The 18,657-nt window shown below is 44.9% G+C and carries 12 protein-coding genes; 6 read left to right on the forward strand and 6 right to left on the reverse strand.

Annotation, left to right across the window (positions count from 1 at the left end):
• Nucleotides 1–165: 165 nt before the first annotated feature.
• Nucleotides 166–2,520, forward strand: coding sequence for a hypothetical protein (locus RH86_RS00475; protein WP_009384256.1), 2,355 nt, complete (start codon nt 166–168; stop codon nt 2,518–2,520).
• 4 nt (nt 2,521–2,524) lie between these two features.
• On the forward strand, nt 2,525–4,369 hold the full coding sequence (locus tag RH86_RS00480) for a toxin-antitoxin system YwqK family antitoxin (protein WP_009384257.1): 1,845 nt from the start codon (nt 2,525–2,527) through the stop codon (nt 4,367–4,369).
• A gap of 140 nt (nt 4,370–4,509) precedes the next feature.
• Here the strand turns inward: RH86_RS00480 and RH86_RS00485 are convergent, their stop codons facing one another.
• Together RH86_RS00485 and RH86_RS00490 are read right to left on the reverse strand one after the other, a co-directional pair.
• On the reverse strand, nt 4,510–5,760 hold the full coding sequence (locus RH86_RS00485; protein WP_009384259.1) for a DEAD/DEAH box helicase: 1,251 nt from the start codon (nt 5,758–5,760) through the stop codon (nt 4,510–4,512).
• 100 nt (nt 5,761–5,860) lie between these two features.
• Nucleotides 5,861–6,103 carry a hypothetical protein gene (locus RH86_RS00490; protein WP_009384261.1) on the reverse strand — a complete coding sequence of 81 codons (243 nt, stop codon included), beginning with the start codon at nt 6,101–6,103 and terminating at the stop codon, nt 5,861–5,863.
• Nucleotides 6,104–6,482: 379 nt separating this feature from the next.
• Here RH86_RS00490 and yfcC point away from each other — a divergent pair, with 379 nt between their 5' ends.
• Together yfcC and RH86_RS00500 are read left to right on the forward strand one after the other, a co-directional pair.
• Nucleotides 6,483–8,015, forward strand: a complete 1,533-nt coding sequence (yfcC, locus tag RH86_RS00495) for a putative basic amino acid antiporter YfcC (protein WP_009384263.1) — start codon at nt 6,483–6,485, stop codon at nt 8,013–8,015.
• Between the two features lie 109 nt (nt 8,016–8,124).
• Nucleotides 8,125–9,120, forward strand: coding sequence for a succinylglutamate desuccinylase/aspartoacylase family protein (locus tag RH86_RS00500; protein ID WP_009384265.1), 996 nt, complete (start codon nt 8,125–8,127; stop codon nt 9,118–9,120).
• 123 nt (nt 9,121–9,243) lie between these two features.
• Here the strand turns inward: RH86_RS00500 and RH86_RS00505 are convergent, their stop codons facing one another.
• The 3 genes from RH86_RS00505 to RH86_RS00515 all read right to left on the reverse strand — a co-directional run bounded on the left by RH86_RS00505 (nt 9,244) and on the right by RH86_RS00515 (nt 14,236).
• Complete coding sequence (locus RH86_RS00505) at nt 9,244–10,020, reverse strand: slipin family protein (protein WP_009384268.1); 777 nt, start codon at nt 10,018–10,020, stop codon at nt 9,244–9,246.
• A 9-nt stretch (nt 10,021–10,029) separates the two neighbouring features.
• On the reverse strand, nt 10,030–11,502 hold the full coding sequence (locus RH86_RS00510) for an NfeD family protein (RefSeq protein ID WP_009384270.1): 1,473 nt from the start codon (nt 11,500–11,502) through the stop codon (nt 10,030–10,032).
• A 139-nt stretch (nt 11,503–11,641) separates the two neighbouring features.
• The gene (locus RH86_RS00515) at nt 11,642–14,236 is read right to left on the reverse strand and encodes an EAL domain-containing protein (protein ID WP_223296310.1); all 2,595 of its coding nucleotides are present in this window, start codon (nt 14,234–14,236) and stop codon (nt 11,642–11,644) included.
• Nucleotides 14,237–14,590: 354 nt separating this feature from the next.
• Between RH86_RS00515 and RH86_RS20510 the strand changes: the two genes are divergently transcribed.
• On the forward strand, nt 14,591–14,767 hold the full coding sequence (locus RH86_RS20510; protein WP_009384274.1) for a hypothetical protein: 177 nt from the start codon (nt 14,591–14,593) through the stop codon (nt 14,765–14,767).
• A gap of 341 nt (nt 14,768–15,108) precedes the next feature.
• Nucleotides 15,109–16,116: a tetratricopeptide repeat protein gene (locus RH86_RS00525; RefSeq protein ID WP_009384276.1), complete on the forward strand. Its 1,008-nt coding sequence runs from the start codon at nt 15,109–15,111 to the stop codon at nt 16,114–16,116.
• A gap of 109 nt (nt 16,117–16,225) precedes the next feature.
• On the opposite strand, the gene RH86_RS00530 is transcribed toward RH86_RS00525, so the two are convergent.
• On the reverse strand, nt 16,226–18,652 hold the full coding sequence (locus tag RH86_RS00530; RefSeq protein ID WP_009384278.1) for a carboxypeptidase-like regulatory domain-containing protein: 2,427 nt from the start codon (nt 18,650–18,652) through the stop codon (nt 16,226–16,228).
• Nucleotides 18,653–18,657 lie beyond the last annotated feature (5 nt).

Genomic DNA, 18,657 nt, shown 5'->3' on the forward strand with positions numbered 1-18,657 from the left:
AGAGAATACCGCCCAATCAAAGGATTATGGATCACTGATGTGATGTTGCATTGATGAATTCTGTTGTTAAGTTTGTGCGTTGGTGTGCCAGTGGTGATATCAAGTAAACACGCATTACTTGGCACGGATGAACGAGCCATGACATGTGTATTTTAGGATGATTGGATGTATTTGAATAACGGAATTAAGGCGTCATTTCTACTGACCTTACTCACGCTTGTCGGCTGTGAAAAGCAAGTGACGTTTGCGCCAAAGGAAGGCGATGAAAAACGCTATTGGGTTTATACCCACACTACGCAAGACATAGCCCAAGGCTACGACACCGCGATGATCAGCGAAAGCTTGGTGCACTATCGAGTTGATGAGGTCGGTGACACACTAAAACTTCATATCACGCCTGAACACTTACAGTTCTCAGCAGGCTATTCATCTTTCTCGAGTGTTGAATTATCAAGTAGTCAGCAAAAGATGGTTCCGTTCTTTCAAGATGGTTTTGATGTTTCCTATAACATGGAAACGGGAGAGCAGGTCGAGTTCAAAGGCCGTAATCAAGCGATGTGGGACGAGTTGGTTAAAAAACGTGGCGATGTCGTGCTTAACAGTTTGAAATCAACCATGAACGCACCCGGTTTACTGCAGTCGCTGCCAACTAAAGTCGGTCGTCAGGTGACGCTAGATAACTTCAATGGTCGGTCAGTCACATTAACCGTGAACCAGCTGACAGAGAGCACACTGTTTGCCACGGTTTCTCTTGCGGACAAGCGTTCGAATGATAAGCAAGCGGATGACCCACAGACTCCCTCCAATTCGCACCACCAGCTTTATGGCAAATTGGAAATTGATCGTGCAACGGGATGGGTGAATAGCCTTAATCTTGTGATGAATGTTCCGGTCGATGTGTATGGTGAAACCAAAGTCACTCAAACGACAGTCGCGATGCGTTCGGAAGAGCAACCTATAGGTGCCTTTAGCGATATTTTCGCTCACGCTTATTACGACGATGAGTTGTATTGGTACGATATTGAACCCATTCCTGAGGCCATCCTTGTGAAAGGGACAACAGTTGAAGCCGAAACCGGCAAAAACGAAGGTCTGCAAGACCAATTGACCCAAGACGACGTGATGCCTTACGAGCAAGGTATGTTTAATAAAGAAAACACTCGTTCTGATGGTCAAGGATTTCGCCTCGCTTTCCCTACTCAAATTCCCCCTAATCAGGTGGTCGGCCATATCGCAATGCGCGATGTGCGCGCTTACACGAATGATGGCGATAAGATTGATCTTAAGCTTGTCACCCCCAACGCTTTGCAGTTCTTTGATGAGAACGTGAATGTTAATGCCATGGTGCAGCCGATTGGTTGGAATAAAGGCGCTGAACTGAAAGAGATCAGCACATTTGCAGCCCATATTGATTACTATAAAGGGGCCATTGAATTGCACTCTTTGCCGTGGCAAGGCGGCAGCAGCCAAAGTTATCAAGTGGGCGATCTACAAGTTGCAATCAAAAAGGTGCCCGGGGCTGAGAATGAATACCGAGTGGAATATCATAATAGCGAGTACCAGTGGCTCGGTTTCACCATTGGTGGTGTTCAAGGCCAGATGGCATTTTCGCCCCCAAAAACGGGGCCAGAGTGGCTTTCTCCGGGGAGTCGTCAGTTATTCGTCCAATCAACACCGCCTGAACTGATTACTCGAACAATGAGCTTCAAATTTTCTGAAGAACCTAAAGAATTAATGTTTATTGTTCACAGTCAAAATGAAACGCCAAGCTTTTCGCAAGAAGTCGAGTTTTTGGATAGGGAGTGGTATTTGGCCAGTGCTGAGATGCCTCCGATGACGAACAATCTGAATCGTGAATATTATCCGCTTGAGAGTGACAACGTTGTAGAACAAAGTGCGTCAGCGTTCGATTTTCATGCCGATCATCGAGTGGCGACCGAATCGCTACAAAATGCGGTTGTCGCCTTACCAATGGAATGGGCGGCTTTATGCCAGTTCGATATTGTCAATGCCCCCCAGGTGAATGGCAAGCCGCTAGAATGGAAACCGCAATCAGAAGTCGATAACGACTTACCGGGTGGACCGGTCACCATTGAACCAAACACAATAGCCTTCCAATTAATGACGCCAGATGGTGTACGACGTTATTTCTATGACATGGCGATCACTACGCGCTTTACATGCGCAGGGAAAACCAAGTGGAACCAAATGTCGCCGCCTTCCAGTCCAAAACCATGGTTGATTGATATCAGTGCAATTGAAGGGTTTGATGCAAAGCAAACCGTGGCAGATTTTCTTGGGCGTTATCGAATCTTAGATCAACATGGCCAAAAATTAGTGCCGATTGATCAGCAAGGTGAGGTGCTAACAGCCAGTGATCGTTTGTTGTCTGAAATACTTTTCGCTCCGGGCTACCTAAAAATGTCAGGTTCTATATCACGGATTGAAGAAGTGGTTGTGCAAGGTGCGCCATTAGAAAAGCAATTTGTTGTTCAATTCCCACCGCTGCCAAAAGGATAAGACGATGCGCCGTATTTCACTCAGTTCTATTTATCTTATGCCTTTGATGATGATTTCTACTGTATCGGCAGCGCCGATTTGGTTGGATGATGATTGGAACATCGTTAAATCAGAGGCTCAAGCCCGTTACTATCTCGCCGAGCCACTCACTAAGGAAGAAAGCGGTTGGCCTGTAACGGTTTATTTCCAAGGCGGGGATACCATCAATTTTAAAGGCACGCTTAATAGCGGCGATATCTCGACCGGTAAATCAATTGGTGCTTATGAAATCTATTACGAGAACGGTCATCTTCTCTCGTCGGGTAGCCGCAATGCCAAAGGGCAATACGAAGGACTCACTAAATTTTATAACCAAGAAGGGGTGCTCACCGAAGAAGCAACATATGTTGCTGGCAAGGAAGAGGGTATCGCTCGACTGTTTTATCCTAATGGCGCTGTCGAAGAAGAATACACCATATTGGGCGGGAATCGTGTTGGCGAAGATGTTCACTATTATAAAGATGGTAGCGTGTGGCAAAGACATCGTTTTGTCGATGGACAAGCCCATGGTCTGCAACGAACTTACCATCGTGATGGTACATTAAGGCAAGAGTCGACGTTCGTTATGGGTCGCCAACAAGGTGAGTACAAAAGCTACTATGAAAATGGTCAAATTTCTTATCAGGTAAGCTATCAAAATGATCAGCCGACAGGTGTGGGGCGATCTTATCACGAAGATGGATTGCTTTATTTGGAGGTAACGTACGAGCAAGGCAAAAAAAATGGCCTGGAACGCTCTTGGTATGGGCAAGATAAGCTGCGCTCTGTGCAGCATAATGTTGATGGTAAAACACACGGTGTTGCGACTCATTATTATGAATCCGGCAATACCAAAAGTATCGAAAATTACGAGAAGGGCCGCCGTCGCGGTACGCAGTTGGCCTTTTATGATCAGCCTAATGCAGTGGAAAGCGAAACAGAATTTGATACGCAAGGAAATAAGATCGAAGAGACGCGTTTTGATAAGCACAGCACAAAGACGTATCACTACGTTGCTCGCTATCCGAATGAGCAACTCGTTAGTGATTTAAAAAAATACCGCGACTCTGTACTCATTTCACGCGAGCAAACCAACGCGAAGAAAAAATGGCAACTAAAGGAGCAATTTAACGCGGACGGTGAACTGACGCAACGTATCGAAAAAATCAATGGTAAATATCATAACGCCTATGTGTCGTTAGATATCTATAGTGACAATATCGAAACGACGCATTATCAACATGGTGTGCGCAGTGGAGAGTATTCAGTGATTAGCCAACAAGGAAAAGTGATCGATACGGGGAGCTATTACAAAGGCAAAAAGAGTGGCGTTTGGCGACATAATTACAATGGTATAACCCGCACGGAAACCTACAATCGCAAAGGGCAACTGCATGGTGAAGTGAGTGAGGTTACTGTTAATGGCGATCGCCTGGTATGGGAGCAGTACCGAAATGGTAAGCAACATGGCCACACAGAAAACTACGCCAAAACAGGGGCTTTACTCGCAAAAGGCAATTACCTAAATGATCAGCGCGATGGCCAATGGCTGCATCAAGAAGAGTATGAGTTTGATGTTGTGATTTGGTCAGGAAAATACCAAAAGGGTAAGAAAGTGGGTAAGTGGTTCGCCCATTCAGCGGCGGGTTATGAGCTAGGTCGGCAGCAATACGATCATCAAGGACGCAAGCAAGGCACGTTCTACACCTTCGAAGAGTATGGCGCGCTTAAACGTATCGAGCGCTACAAAGACGATGAGCCAGTTGGAGAGTTTGAATACTACAATACTGATGGCAAATTAGGCCACAGCGCAAAATCAATCTTTTTGTAGTCAATGAGAGGTAAAGGTGAGAATGGCAAGGTAAACCGTGAACGCCATTTCACCCAATAAGGAGAACAGAATCGTTAAATTTCGTTCTCCTTGTTAAAATAAACAGAGCGCAAGTCTCCGGGTTGCAACTTCAGTGTGGTTTAGCGCTTTGTTTTGTTACCAAACTGCTTAATGCTGGTTTTCTTCGCGGTACGACGATTCGCTTGTTTATCTCTCGGCGCGCGCTTACTCACACCCGTTGACGGTTTATCGGTGACGGGAAAGTCGGCCAGTTCTTGCAATGGTAATGGGCGTTTGGTCAGCTGACGAATCGCGGCCAGATAGTCACTTTCAGCATGACAAACAAGCGAGATCGCCAGACCTTTTTCACCCGCGCGTCCGGTACGGCCGATGCGGTGTACATAGGTGGTTGGGTTCGTAGGTAGTTCAATGTTGATCACCACTGGCAATTGTTCGATATGAATTCCGCGCGCAAGTAAATCGGTGGCCACCAGAATCTGTGTTTTTTGCTGTTTGAATTCCGCTAAAATTGACTCTCGTTCCTGTTGGCTTTTGTTACCATGTAACGCGCTAACGGTTAAGCCAGCTTTGGTAAGTTTTTTGCACAGCGCATCGGCATTGTCTTTCGCACCGATAAAGACCAGAGCTTGTTTCCAACCATGACGTTTAATCTGATCGATTAGCACATTGGCTTTACTGCCTTTGTTGACTAGATAAGCAATCTCTTCAATCTCACTGACCACGCTATTGGCTTGATTGGCTTCAATCAACGCTGGTGTATTTAACAAGCTATCAATACTGGCTTTAAGTTCTGGTAGCAGCGTGGCAGAAAACAGCATTGTTTGGCGTGTTGCAGGCATGTATGCAACGATCTTTTGTATATCACTCCAGAAGCCCATATCAACTAAGCGGTCCGCTTCATCCAGCACGAGCGTGTTGACATCACGAGGATCAAATTGTTTTTCAGTCAGTAAATCGAGTAGACGACCTGGCGTCGCGACCACAATTTCAGGGCGCAGTTGCAAAGCTTGAAATTGCACTTCCTTATCAACACCGCCACACAACACTTGGCTGCGAATCTCAAGTTTCTTCGCGACAGCCACAATGGCGTCGTTAACCTGCATAGCCAGTTCACGAGTGGGTACCAGAACAATCGCTTGTGTTACTGAGCGCTGAGTTTGTACGCGCTCTAAGATTGGTAAACCAAAAGCGAGTGTTTTACCACTTCCGGTTTGGGCAATGGCAAGAATGTCTTTATTGGCTAATGCCGCAGGAATGACAGAAGATTGGATCGCAGTGGCGCTGTTAAACAGTTTCGATATTACAGCGGTAAGATCGGCACCGAGATTAAGCTTGGTAAATGGCATGGTTTGTTGCTCAGGCTGTAGCATAGAGTGATGTCGTTAAATCGTGTTGGGCGCATAGGATACCAAGCAAAACGGTGATGTACATCGTTATGTCCTGCTTGGCGTAAAAACTATGCCAAGTCATCTAGCGGTTTTTCGTTGTATTAGTCACTTGTTCTTTGTTGGATTCACTTTCCCCTTTGTATCCCAAAGTACGAATATGTTGGCCGTGAATGGTGTTTTTCATTAGTTTCCACAGAGCTTCAAGAAAACGCTTGTGCAACGCATGATGACGAATATAGCGCACATGAATAAACCCATACGCCGCTGCGAAGGCAATAAGGGCCAAAATCAGTCCGTAAGTTTCGCTATTTGACAAAGTATTCATATCACTCCTCGTTCTCTTTAATGTGATTAGAGTGAGCGTAACGGACGGGGTCACCCATCCATTTTTTCGATCTAAAACGGTATAAATGAAACCAATAAGTTCGGGAGTATAAACCATTGCGTTGTGTGATCTAAATTAACAATGGCGATTATGGAAGAGAATTCAGTACAAAAATTTAAAGCGAGGGGATGAGGTGCTTTTGTTTAATGCTTTAATAAATTGTTTGGTTTGTATGTCTATTTGTGTGTGGTTAATTGGTGTTGTGTGGTGAAATAGGGTGTTAATGGTGAATTAATAATCTGACATATTTATATATATTGACTTTTTATTCTGTTTTTACGATATTTCATGCTCTACAAATATTAACGTGAAATAAGCTATGTCTCACTCTCATGCACAGCCAGCGGACTCGGCTGTAACGAAGAAATCTTGGCAAATGCCAGATACCCTTATTCTTATATTTTTTGTTGGTATCTTTGCTGCGATTCTTACTTACTTAATCCCTGCAGGTTCTTTTGAAAGCCAGCAGGTGACATACATGGTCGATGGTGCTGAAAAGACTCGTACAGTTATTGACCCTAACTCATTTACTTATGCCACTGATGCCGCGGGTGAACTGGTTTACAACACGGTAAGCCTATTTGCTTCAGGTGGTGGTATTGGCTTAATGAACTTCCCATTTGAAGGTCTAACTTCGGGCTCAAAATGGGGCAGTGCCATTGGCGTAATTATGTTTATGCTGGTGATCGGTGGTGCGTTTGGCGTAGTAATGCGCACAGGCACGATTGATAACGGTATTTTGCGCCTGATTGATAAAACCAAAGGTAATGAATCACTGTTTATCCCAGTACTATTCTTGCTGTTCTCACTCGGTGGTGCAGTATTTGGTATGGGTGAAGAAGCGGTTGCGTTTGCGATTATCATTGCACCACTGATGGTTCGCCTAGGCTACGACGGTATCACTACCGTAATGGTCACCTACATCGCAACCCAAATTGGTTTTGCGACTTCTTGGATGAACCCATTCTCAGTGGCGATTGCTCAAGGTATCGCGGGCATTCCAGTTCTTTCTGGTATGACAGTTCGTATGGGCTTATGGGCTGGCTTTACGCTTATCGGTATCGCTTTCACTATGGCGTACGCTGCACGCATCAAAGCAAACCCTGAGCTTTCTTACAGCCGTCATACTGATGCACATTTCCGTTCTCAAGAGCTTTCTGAAACCGCTTCGCGTTGGAATGTCGGTGATACGTTAGTTCTGCTTACTGTTATTGCTTCTACTGCTTGGGTGGTATGGGGCGTAGTAATGCACGCATGGTACATCCCTGAAATCGCTTCTCAGTTCTTCACTATGGGCTTTGTTGTGGCGATTATTGGTACTTTGTTCCGTCTAAACGGCATGACATTGAATGATGCTGCGGCAGCCTTTAAAGAAGGCGCAAGCATCATGCTCGCGCCAGCACTACTGGTTGGTTGTGCTAAAGGTGTATTACTGCTGCTAGGTGGTGGCTCTTCAGAGGAACCAAGCGTACTAAACTCAATCCTAAATGGTGCCGGTGGCATGCTAAGTGGTTTGCCAGCAGTGGCATCTGCTTGGTTAATGTACGTGTTCCAGTCTGTGTTCAACTTCTTTGTAACCTCGGGCTCTGGCCAAGCAGCACTAACCATGCCGCTACTATCGCCATTGTCTGATATCGCTGGCGTGACGCGTCAGGTAGCGGTATTGGCATTCCAGCTAGGTGACGGTTTTACGAACGTGATCGTACCAACCTCTGCGCCTCTTATGGCAACACTTGGTGTATGTCGTATCGATTGGGGTGACTGGGCGAAATTCTGCTGGCGCTTTATGCTACTATTGTTCGCCATCTCGAGCGTAGTCGTGGTAGTTGCTCAGCTAATGGGCTTCTCATAATAAACTCAAGCGAGTTTAGCAATTAGATTCGATGGCGAGATATTTATCTCGCCATTTTTTATTGTTTATTTCTAGATAAGTAAGCAAATATTTTGGAGAGACCATTTTAATGGCGACACAGTACTCAGATGACGTGATCCAAGGTCATCGTGTTATTCACACTTTAGATGTGGCTGATTTAGCGGCAGGTGAACATAAGTTTATGTTCCGTATCGCAACCGATGCGCTTTCGCAGTGGCAACATTTGCCTGTGATGGTGTTCAAAGGTAAAAAGCCGGGCAAAAAAATCCTCATCACGGCGGGTGTTCATGGTGATGAATACAACGGTGTGTTAGCTGCGCAAAAAACGGCGCGTGAATTGGTTGGTAAAGAATTGGCCGGTACCGTCACGATTGTGCCGATGATCAACCTTACCGGCATGCTGAATCATAGCCGTGATTTTTATTCGGCAGACCCAGATGCTTCACCGTGTAACTTAAACCGTTTCTTCCCAGGTGATGCTAACGGTAACGAGGCGAATCGATTTATCCATGCATTGTGGCACCACTTGCTACAACCTAATGCTGACCTAGCGATTGATCTGCATACCCAAACAAGCGGAACGGTTTACCCATTGTACGTGTTTGCGGATTTCCGTTTAGAGCAGGCCATTGAGATGGCGCGCCTCACTAACCCTGATGCGATTTTAAATGATCCGGGCGATGCGGGTGTACTTGAAACCATGTGGAACAGTAGTGGTATCCCAAGCATTACCATCGAAGTGGGCATGGGCCGTTACACGGAACTGACACTGATTGATCGTACGGTTAATGGTATTTTCAATATCCTTAAACACCATGAGCTACTGCAAGGTGAAGTAGATGCGGTGATCCCGTGTTTAGAAGGGCAAGAGATCACCAGTATTCGCGCGGAAATTGGTGGCTTTGTGATCCCACAAGTATCCATGATGGACAAAGTAGAGCAAAACCAGTTAGTTGCGATCCAACACGATAACTTTGGCGATGAGCTAAAGCGTTACTATGCGCCAAATAGCGGTACCGTATTGAGCTATAACGTTGAATCAATCCGTGCCCCGGGGTCTTTGGTAGTACGCTTGATAAATTAAGCTCCCAATTCTCGAATCTAGCTTCTCAGCTCTCGGTTCTAGGGTCTCTATTCTCGATTCTCAGCTCTCGATTCTTGATTCCTGATTCCCAAAGGTCTAAGCCATGCTTAGACCTTTGTTTCATTACTCGATTGGTTTTTCTTTTTGTTTCACTTTGGCTAGCTCTGATAGGGTTTCGACCAAATTGATCGGCATCGGAAAAATAATGGTCGATGTTTTCTCATTGGCGATTTCCGTCAGAGTCTGCATATAACGCAATTGCAGGGCGTTGGGGGCTTCATTGAGCATTTCAGCTGCTTCTTTGAGTTTTCCTGAGGCTTCCAGTTCACCCGTAGCGTGAATCACTTTTGCCCGACGATTTCGTTCTGCTTCCGCTTGTCGTGCCAGCGCTCTAACCATGCTCTCGTTAAGATCAACGTGTTTGACTTCGACGGTCGCAATTTTGATTCCCCAGTCGTCAGTTTGTTGATCAAGAATCAATTGTAAATCCTTGTTTAGCCGATCACGCTCAGACAGCAGTTCATCTAACTCATGTTGGCCAAGTACTGAACGTAGTGTGGTTTGGGATAGTTGGCTGGTGGCATCACTGTAGCTTTCGATATTGTTGATCGCCATTTGCGGATCGATCACACGGAAATAGACTACGGCATTGACGCGCACAGAGACGTTATCGCGCGTGATGAGATCTTGGGTGGGCACATCGAGTACGATAGTACGTAAATCAACCCGAACCATCTGTTGAATGAAAGGGATCAATATGATCAGGCCCGGGCCTTTGACTTCTTGAAATCGGCCCAAAAAGAACACCACGCCACGCTCGTACTCACGCAGCACTTTGAACACTTGTGTTGCCAGTGCAAATAACAACACCAACACCACCGCGACGGTATAAATCATCATAAGCGCCTCCTAGTCTTGTGTGCGCAGACGCTCAACCGTAAGGGTTAAGCCTGTAATGTGTTTAACGGTAACCTTGTCTCCCGGTTTGAGCATGTTCGGTTCATCACTTTGTGCCGACCACAACACACCATCGAGCAGTACTCGACCTGAACCATGGCTGAAATTATCAGTGACTACGGCAATTTTTCCAGGGAACGCATTTGTGCCGGTAGTGACGCCTTTACGGCGAATGCGTAGTAGCAGCCCGATAGTGAGGATAATCAATATGACGGAAAATGCCGCAATGCCGAAAATAAGCGGAAGGGCAACTTGAAAACCGGGAATATCGCTATCCATAAGAAATATTGAACCAAGTACAAAAGCGACGACTCCGCCCAATCCGAGTACACCAAAACTAGGGCTAAATCCTTCCGCTATCATCAGTGCAATCCCAAGTAACAATAACCCCAAACCGGCGTAGTTGACGGGCATCATTTGCAAGGCATACATCGCCAACAGCAAACAGATGCCACCAAGAACCCCGGGTAAGCCGACACCTGGGTTGTAGAACTCCAGCAACAAGCCATAAATACCGATTAGCATTAAAATATAGGCAACATTGGGATTGGTGATCACCGCTAACATCTCAGCTCGCCAGTCTGGTTGGCGCAGTTGAAAGACCGGATTGCTGATGGCGAGAGTGACTGCTCGACTGTTCAGACTCACCACTTGGCCATTAGCAAGGTTAACCAGCTCTTCGGGCGAATTAGCAATAAAGTCGATGACATTGAGTTTTAGCGCTTCAGTGGCATCGAGGCTTGCTGCTTCACTGACGGCTTTTTCTGCCCATTGAGCATTGCGGCCGTGCAGGCGGGCTAAGCCTTTTATATAAGCCTTAGCATCATTGATAACCTTTTTCTCCATCGCGGTATTGGCGGGGACTTGCTCATCATTGGTGGTCAATGGTTGTGTTTGGTCAATTTTGCTTGGTTGTTCCTCATCGAAAGTGCCCTCATCGAAAGTGCCCTCATCGGAAGTGGCTTCGTTGGATGAGCGTTCGTCTGATGAGGGGGCGGGTGCAGCCGGTTTTTTGCTGGGCGTCTGTTCTTCCGCGCCAGGCGGTTTTAATCCGCCAATTTGTACCGGGGTCGCGGCGCCTAAATTGGTCGCTTCGGCCATGGCCGCAATGTGACTGGCTAATAGAATATAAGTTCCGGCACTGGCGGCACGCGATCCTGATGGGCCAACCCAAGTTGCAACGGGGACATTGGAGGTCGTGATGGTTTGAATCACGTCGCGCATGGCGCTGTCTAAGCCTCCCGGAGTGTCCATTTTCAAGATCACCAGACTCACCCCGGAAGTTTGCGCCAATTCTATTTCGCGGCTGACATAATCGCTACTGGCCGGCCCAATCGCCCCGTTGATCGGCACAATCCAAACGGTTTGAGCATTGATTAGGCTCGAGAACAATAAGCCGACACAAAATATCCATAATTTATGCATACAGCCTCCCTCGTTGAGTGGCTATTGATTAAAGTATAGATAAGATGTGATTGATGAGCAGAAACGACAGATCTGCGTAGTGTAAAGTGCTGGGTACACACAGCACTTTGTTCTATTCACTGCAATGATTCGTCGTCTGTTAAATGAGATCGGTGGTAAACAGCTTGGTTGCTTGCTGGGCGCTCATCGGTTTGTAAAAGTAGTAGCCTTGAATTTCATCAATATTCCATTCTCGTAACTGATGGACTTGGTTTAGGCGTTCAACGCCCTCAGCAACGGTGATTAATCCTAGCTCTTGGGTCATATTCGCTAGGTTACGAACCAATATTTCCGCTCGGTCGCTGGTTTCGATCTGGTCAATGTACGATTTATCGAGCTTGACTATATCGAGTGGGAATGGAATAAGCGTGCTGAATGAAGCGTAACCAGTACCAAAGTCATCTAAAGCGAGCTGTATTCCGAGTTGTTTGATTTCATTCATACGAGCGACCGTTTCGGCTTCGACACCCATCAACATGCTTTCGGTGAGTTCAACCACCAATTGGTTATCGCACAGCTCAAACTCGTTCATTACCTGCGTAAGATGATCCGTCAGATCAGTGTGATAGAAGTGTTTAGCACTGAGGTTAACGTGAATGGATAGCGCTGACATACCTTGTTCACGGCGCAATTGATTGAGGTGGTGGATGAAGGCGCACGATTGGCGTAACACGCTTTCTCCAAGCTGTACAATTAAGTTGTTTTGTTCTGCCAATGGGATAAATACATCAGGGGAAACGGTACCTAATGTTGGATGGAACCAACGCGCTAACGCTTCGAAGCCATTTATTTGTTCACTCTTGGTGTCGATGATTGGCTGAAAGAGCACCCCGATTTGCCCGCCACTAATGGCAGACTCGAGCTCTCGTGTGATTTTTAGCGCCGTTTGTGCATCTTCCGACAGTCCTTCACTCATCATAATAACTTCTTTGCTCTGGTTACCGACGGCAGATTGAGCAGAGTAGTAAGCCGCTTGCAGTAAATAGGCTAGTGAGTGGTGGGTGAGTTTACGTTCTACCATTACCACTTTGCAATTGAGATCGATGGCAAGGCCGCAAATCTGTATTTTATTGGTCAAGTTATCGATGAGTTTGTTGGCAAGATCAAGCGCTTGATAAGCATCAGCATCGTTGGGAACGATGGCAATAAATTCAAACTCACTAATACGACCGATGCGATAGTGGCTCAAGAGACCATTGAACACGCACGTTGCGTGACGAATAGCATCATCAAATACTAAATGACCATAAATAGCAGAGACCTGTTTGAGATTTTCGATGGCAATGTACATCAACGAGAACTGGTTTGGCTGGTTTTCGATTAACTGTGACACTTGATTTAAAATCGTCGGGCGGTTTTTTAAACCAGAAACGGGATCGCGACCTGATAGCTCTTCAATTAATGCTTGTTGCTGTTTTTGAATGCCCATGTCGTGGATTAAGAAAAGCAGTGCATTTTTCCCATTATGCTGAATAGAAGCCGCTTCAATTTGGCAATCGACAATGTCACCATTGCTGGCGACTAATTGCGCTTCAAAAGTGAGTTGACCATTACTGAGTTGATGATAGAGCAAATCAACGTGATATTCATATTCGCCTGTTGAACATAATGTTGCGAGTGATTGGCAAATGAGCTCATCTCTTTGATAGCCAAGTAAATCGAGTGTTCGGTTGTTTAAATCAATAATTTTACTCTCGAGCACAACCAAAAGACCCACAGACTTACTTTCGTAGAGAGCTTGGTATTTTTGTTGTGTATCAAGCACTTTGCCTTCGGCGACAAGAGCGTTAGTAGTGAGAGCTTCAACTAATTGAGTCGCGCGATCCAACTCATCCGCTTTACCACTGCTTTGATCACTAAGTTGGTATTTATCAAACAGTAGGTTAATGCCTTTTTCGAAGGTATTAAATCGTGTCGCGACACCTTTTTTAAAAAATAGAAATGAGCCTCCCGCGATGACAGTGGTACTCAGACCGACAGCCATAAATAAATAGGCAAAAAGCGAGCTACTGCGGTGAAAATGTTCGCGCTGGGCTTGGGTAACCAGAAAGGCGATCGGTGAACTGTCGTTGCCACTTAATGGAGACCATTGAACGATGCTATCTCCTTGGCGCAAGATCATCGTTGTCGCCTTGTTGATTTGCGCTGAACGCTCCACATTGTCAGGCAATGAGAGTGCTAATCTATTTTGAGCACTTAAAATAGACTGGAACTCACCTGGAAAGCGGCTGGTTAGATTTTTGCCCCACACCAACCAACCCACTGATGGGTTGGTTGCTTCACTATTGCGTATTGGTGTAATGCTTACCGACCACACTTCGTTATCCACACGAAATAGGTCAGCAATGCTGTTAGCTCCAACATCTTGGGCATTACGCGAACTCGCGATATGGTTTTGTATCGTTTGTTGACTCAGTAGTGTACTAACTAGGCTGAATGCATGATTAGGGTCATTTTTTCGGGATAAATGTTCAATCACGTCACCTTCTAAGGTAACGAAAATCATCAGATCCAAGGCTAATGTATTAAGAGTATCAAGATACAAATTACGAGAACGAAAGGTTTGTGTATCGCCATCTTGTAGCAAATGGTAGGTTTCGTCCCAGTTAGCCCAGTCATAAGAGCGTTCTTGTTGCTCCGCAATCATGATATTGATGACAGACTTTGCTTGGTCGCTGGCGCGTGTCATCTCCATATTTTCCAGCTCATTGAGGCTATATAGAAAGAACGAGCGACTAATGAAAATAAAACTAATGACCATGCCGATCATTCCAAGACAAAAATAGAGGGTCGTTTTATAGCGTAACTTTGACTGGATTAAACGGAACGTGGTCATGTAACAAATTTCTTTTATCGTTATGATTAATGTGATTTTGGTCCGAATTCTATATCGTAACTTTGATGCGTGTCCAAAGAACTATGGATAAATTTACTGGTCGGAGCTTTGGCTTTTCATGGATGCAGTAAGAAATGATTAGAATTGCCAAGAAATGGCGAGTAACATCAACAAGATACTAACTGATGCTAAAATAATAGGCATGAGAAGCTAATGATCCATTTTTCACGTCCTTTGGCGGGACATGATGGCAACCGTTTGGAAATGAGTATGTTTATTGTACAAAGGCTAATTAAATTAGCACTGATTACTGCAGTGTTTTTGACCATATTTGATTTGATCGCTTATGGTGAGGTGACTTGGGTATACCGTTTGTTTGATATGTTTTAACCCATCGGATTCGCTATTTATTATCGTCAATGCCCGTCAAAAGAGGGCACGTATATGTGCTCTTGACCAGTCTAGTAATGATCACTCCAGATGCAGTGGTCATTACTAGACCATTTCTACTGCTTCATGGCACTTTCTAAACACATCATCGAACAAAATTTTTGAATATTTCGTTGTGAATCATAGTTTTCAATAGTCATGCAGTTGCTTCTATTGTGATTATACTAATTTGCCTGTGCAAAATGTTGCCTAGTTCAAATATTGATGATTGTGACGTCGTATATGGATGGATGAGTTTGTTATAGTCCTCGCAAATCAGACTCTTAGATAGAAAGGATGTTATGAAAAAGCACTGTGGTACTTTCTTTACGTCGTTGTCACTACTCGTATCGGCAAATGTGATGGCGTACGATCTCAGTATGGAATTTTTTGAAGGTGAAGAACTGGCTGCGATTAAACAAGCCGAAACTTCCAATGATCCCGACGTATTGAGACTGGCAGCCGAGTTGCTAATTGGTGATTCGATGATGCAAGAAAACGTAGATCGCGGTTATCAATACCTAAAAACCGCCGCTGAAGCGGGTTCACATCAAGCTGCGATATCGCTAGCAGACTATTATTACGATGAAGAGGAATATCAGCAGTCACTCGCTTGGTATCACAAAGCTGAGTCCAGTAACGATCCTTATGTGCTATACAGCTTAGGTGTGATGTACTTTGATGGTGAAGGAACACCTGTCGATATGGCAAAAGGTAATGAGTATTATCTTGCTGCCGCAAAAGCGGGTTATTCAGATGCGATGTATCAATTGGCCTTTTCATATAATGATGGTGATGGCATCAAACAGGATTACACCAAAGCAGCGTATTGGTTTGAACAGTCGGCTAACTTAGGTGACGAGAGTGCCATGTATAACCTCGGTATTTCTTACTTAAATGGCGAGGGAGTAGAGAAGAGTTGTAGCAAAGCGATGGCATTGTTCAACGAGGCTATCGAGCAAGCTGATCACACACTCTCTTTAGCAAAAATGGGCGACATCAATTCTTATGACGAATACAAGAAACCGTGTGGTTTCAAGACGCTAGATTTTAAAAAGTCATTTGAGTACTACCAACAAGCCGCGTTACAGGGTGATGGATACAGCCAATACTCAGTCGGTTATGCTTACCGTAATGGAACGGGAACGTGGAGCGATTTTACGAAAGCACTCGCTTGGTTTGAAGTGGCGGTTGAATATGGTTATAGCGATGCGGTTAAGGATGTCAGAGAAGTGAAATCTCAGATGTCTGCAAGCAAAATTGCCGAAGCAGAAAAACTACGTGATTCATTGCTCGATGAGATTTGGTAAAAGAGTCGACTTTTTCTTCTCAAGTTAATTAAAGCGCGGTGAATCCGCGCTTTTTACATCTGAAACAACTTAAATCTCAAGTACACATATAGCCAAAGATAATGAAATACTAACGAGTTCTTTCAAACTCTTCGAGTGAGAAGTCGAGCCCTCCTAGCCAAAAATCGGCATCTAACTGCTTGGACAATACATACTCTTTGTCGCCGATTTCTAAGGTGACTACGTAAAGACCAGCGATGAGCCCTTCAACTACGTAGAATCCATCCGCCTCAACAACACTGGAGTATTCCTCAAGTTTGTTTAAGTGCTTAAAATAGATAAAGGCTTTGTCGTTAATATCAGCCTTTATAAAACCATCGGCGCCAAACGAATTGATGAGCGTAACAACCACTTCTGTTGTGGCAATCTCCCGAGTATTAAGAAAAATTGGATTTTGCTCTGGGCTAAGGCTTAGGTCGAGTGATCCTTCGTCAATTTTCAATGTCAGCTCTTTTCTCGCGGGAATTCGCTCAAATGTGAATTCGCCATTTTGATTGGTTGTGGCATGTTGACTAAGCAGTTGTAACTTTACATCGGCAATAGGGGAGCTATTTTGGTCGACAACTGTACCTTTGACAGCCGCGTAACTATATTCATCCCAACCGACTAAGTGAGTCGTTTCACTATCGAAATTTGTCTTTGCACCAAATTCGGCGGTAAGTTGAAAGCGATAGCTTTCTTGGTCACCGTCGAGCGTCAAATGAAGGTTATGGTTTATATCTGCACTATAAGAGGCATGTGCGGTTAGATCATCATCTTGGTGGTTGAGTTGTAGACTGGTGGACACTTGTTGAAATAGAGCAAAGGGGTTCAACCAGCAATTGGAACAATTTTTCCTCAGGCGCGCGGAACTGCGGTAGTAATCACCGTATTCATCCAGCTCAGTATTGATGGCCCAAGAGGTGTCAGACAAACTACTTTTTGTCAGCTCTAGTTTGTGCAGTGTACTGCTTTGATGATTGGTGCGAGAGTAATCATAGTTAGCCGCATACGAGAGGTAGAGGCTCGGAGAAAGTTGACGGCGTAGTGTGGGATTAAGTTCAAAGGCGTTGTCATCTATGCTCGCTCTTGAAGTAAAGCTAAAATGTCGGGTCGATAAACTATAGTCAAGTTGGTGGTATTCAAGTTCATCTGTATCGAAGTTATCTGCTTTATTTAAATCAAGCGTCAATGATTGAGATTTTGAAAGCAGCACATCAAAGCGAGTAGGGAATCGGTCTAGTTCCGCTATCCAACCAAATCGTGTAGAAAGCCAGTGGGTAGGGAGAAACTGGGCTTGCACGCCACTGTAGGTTTCATCTTCAATATGGAATAGGCTTATGCCCAGCGTACCGTAATTGGTTAGACCATAATCAAGAGAGACGACACCCGCTTGGGTCTCGTCGTTACCGTAAGCAAACTTAGTTGCCCACTCACCTTTAGGCAAAAAAGCGCTGTCGATACCCGCGACAGTGATCTCTTCTTCAGACCATAAACCTTCACCAAGATAGTAGCGAAAGGTGACAGTATCGCCGGGAGAGATATTTTGCTCGTCTATCGTAAATCGACCGAATGAATCGGAGAGATAACTATTGCGATAGATACCATTGACGAGGACATCGACTTCGATGTTTGGCTTAGTGCTATTTTCCAACTGTAAGTTGCCAAATCCCGGTTGTTGGACACGGTTGGTATAGTAGAGGCCGTGTTCAAGGCTTTGGTTATTGATGAAGGTGTCGCCATCAAGAAGAATGTGCCCTAACTCTAGTCGTCCGGAGCCTTGGTTTGTGCTGACCGCGATGTTGTAATAGCTAATTGGATCTTCTAATTTAGAATCTATCGACAGTTGTGAGAGTGAATTTTCTGTACTGAAAAGAATGTCAGCCAGTGCTGAGAACTCAACATGCTGATCATTTGAGTCATAGTCTGTTGATACTGCCAAGCGAGAAGCGAGCCCAACGTCACTATTTGCAGGTATGACAGTCTGCGCATGCCGTGATTCTGCCTCGAGTGCTTTATCTCGTATTGATTTTTTTAACTTCGAGATATCTTTTTCAAGTTCTGAAAGACTTTTAAAACTCTTAACGATGTAAAGCTTGTAGTCATCCAAAGCCCACTTGGTGGTAATTGGCAAGCATTGAGGCAGAGAATCCCAATGAACAAAGGTATCTCCCTCAAATTCGACCGTTTCAATTGTGGTTTTAGCATTTTGTTCTGAATGGCAAATTTTTTGGTTTAGATCGACAGAATAGGAGGGCAACTCACGAGCAAGATCATGGGGTAGGAAAAATTCGCATTCGCCACCACTACAGTCACCGTTCATCTCCAGTAAATACTGAGCCAGATTTTCAATACTTAGATACGGTTGCTCATCGAAATCCATCATTACACGATAAAAGTTCTCGCTAGTATCACCTAAGCGAATTTCGATATGGGCAGTGAAGAGATCTTGGGCAAAACCTTTAGAGCTAGCTCCTGATAAGAGAGCTAGCCAAAGTGGCAACAGCCATTTAGACATTACTT

The organism is Vibrio sp. N418 (genome assembly GCF_000222565.1).
GTDB classification, from domain to species: Bacteria; Pseudomonadota; Gammaproteobacteria; order Enterobacterales; family Vibrionaceae; genus Vibrio; species Vibrio scophthalmi.

Coding starts and splice junctions, on each gene's coding strand:
- RH86_RS00510 (WP_009384270.1), bottom strand. CDS start 11,502: ATGCATAAATTATGGATATTTTGTGTCGGCTTATTGTTCTCGAGCCTA.
- RH86_RS00480 (WP_009384257.1), top strand. CDS start 2,525: ATGCGCCGTATTTCACTCAGTTCTATTTATCTTATGCCTTTGATGATG.
- RH86_RS00515 (WP_223296310.1), bottom strand. CDS start 14,236: ATGGAGATGACACGCGCCAGCGACCAAGCAAAGTCTGTCATCAATATC.
- RH86_RS00525 (WP_009384276.1), top strand. CDS start 15,109: ATGAAAAAGCACTGTGGTACTTTCTTTACGTCGTTGTCACTACTCGTA.
- RH86_RS00490 (WP_009384261.1), bottom strand. CDS start 6,103: ATGAATACTTTGTCAAATAGCGAAACTTACGGACTGATTTTGGCCCTT.
- RH86_RS00475 (WP_009384256.1), top strand. CDS start 166: ATGTATTTGAATAACGGAATTAAGGCGTCATTTCTACTGACCTTACTC.
- RH86_RS00485 (WP_009384259.1), bottom strand. CDS start 5,760: ATGCTACAGCCTGAGCAACAAACCATGCCATTTACCAAGCTTAATCTC.
- yfcC (WP_009384263.1), top strand. CDS start 6,483: ATGTCTCACTCTCATGCACAGCCAGCGGACTCGGCTGTAACGAAGAAA.
- RH86_RS00505 (WP_009384268.1), bottom strand. CDS start 10,020: ATGATGATTTATACCGTCGCGGTGGTGTTGGTGTTGTTATTTGCACTG.
- RH86_RS20510 (WP_009384274.1), top strand. CDS start 14,591: ATGATCCATTTTTCACGTCCTTTGGCGGGACATGATGGCAACCGTTTG.
- RH86_RS00530 (WP_009384278.1), bottom strand. CDS start 18,652: ATGTCTAAATGGCTGTTGCCACTTTGGCTAGCTCTCTTATCAGGAGCT.
- RH86_RS00500 (WP_009384265.1), top strand. CDS start 8,125: ATGGCGACACAGTACTCAGATGACGTGATCCAAGGTCATCGTGTTATT.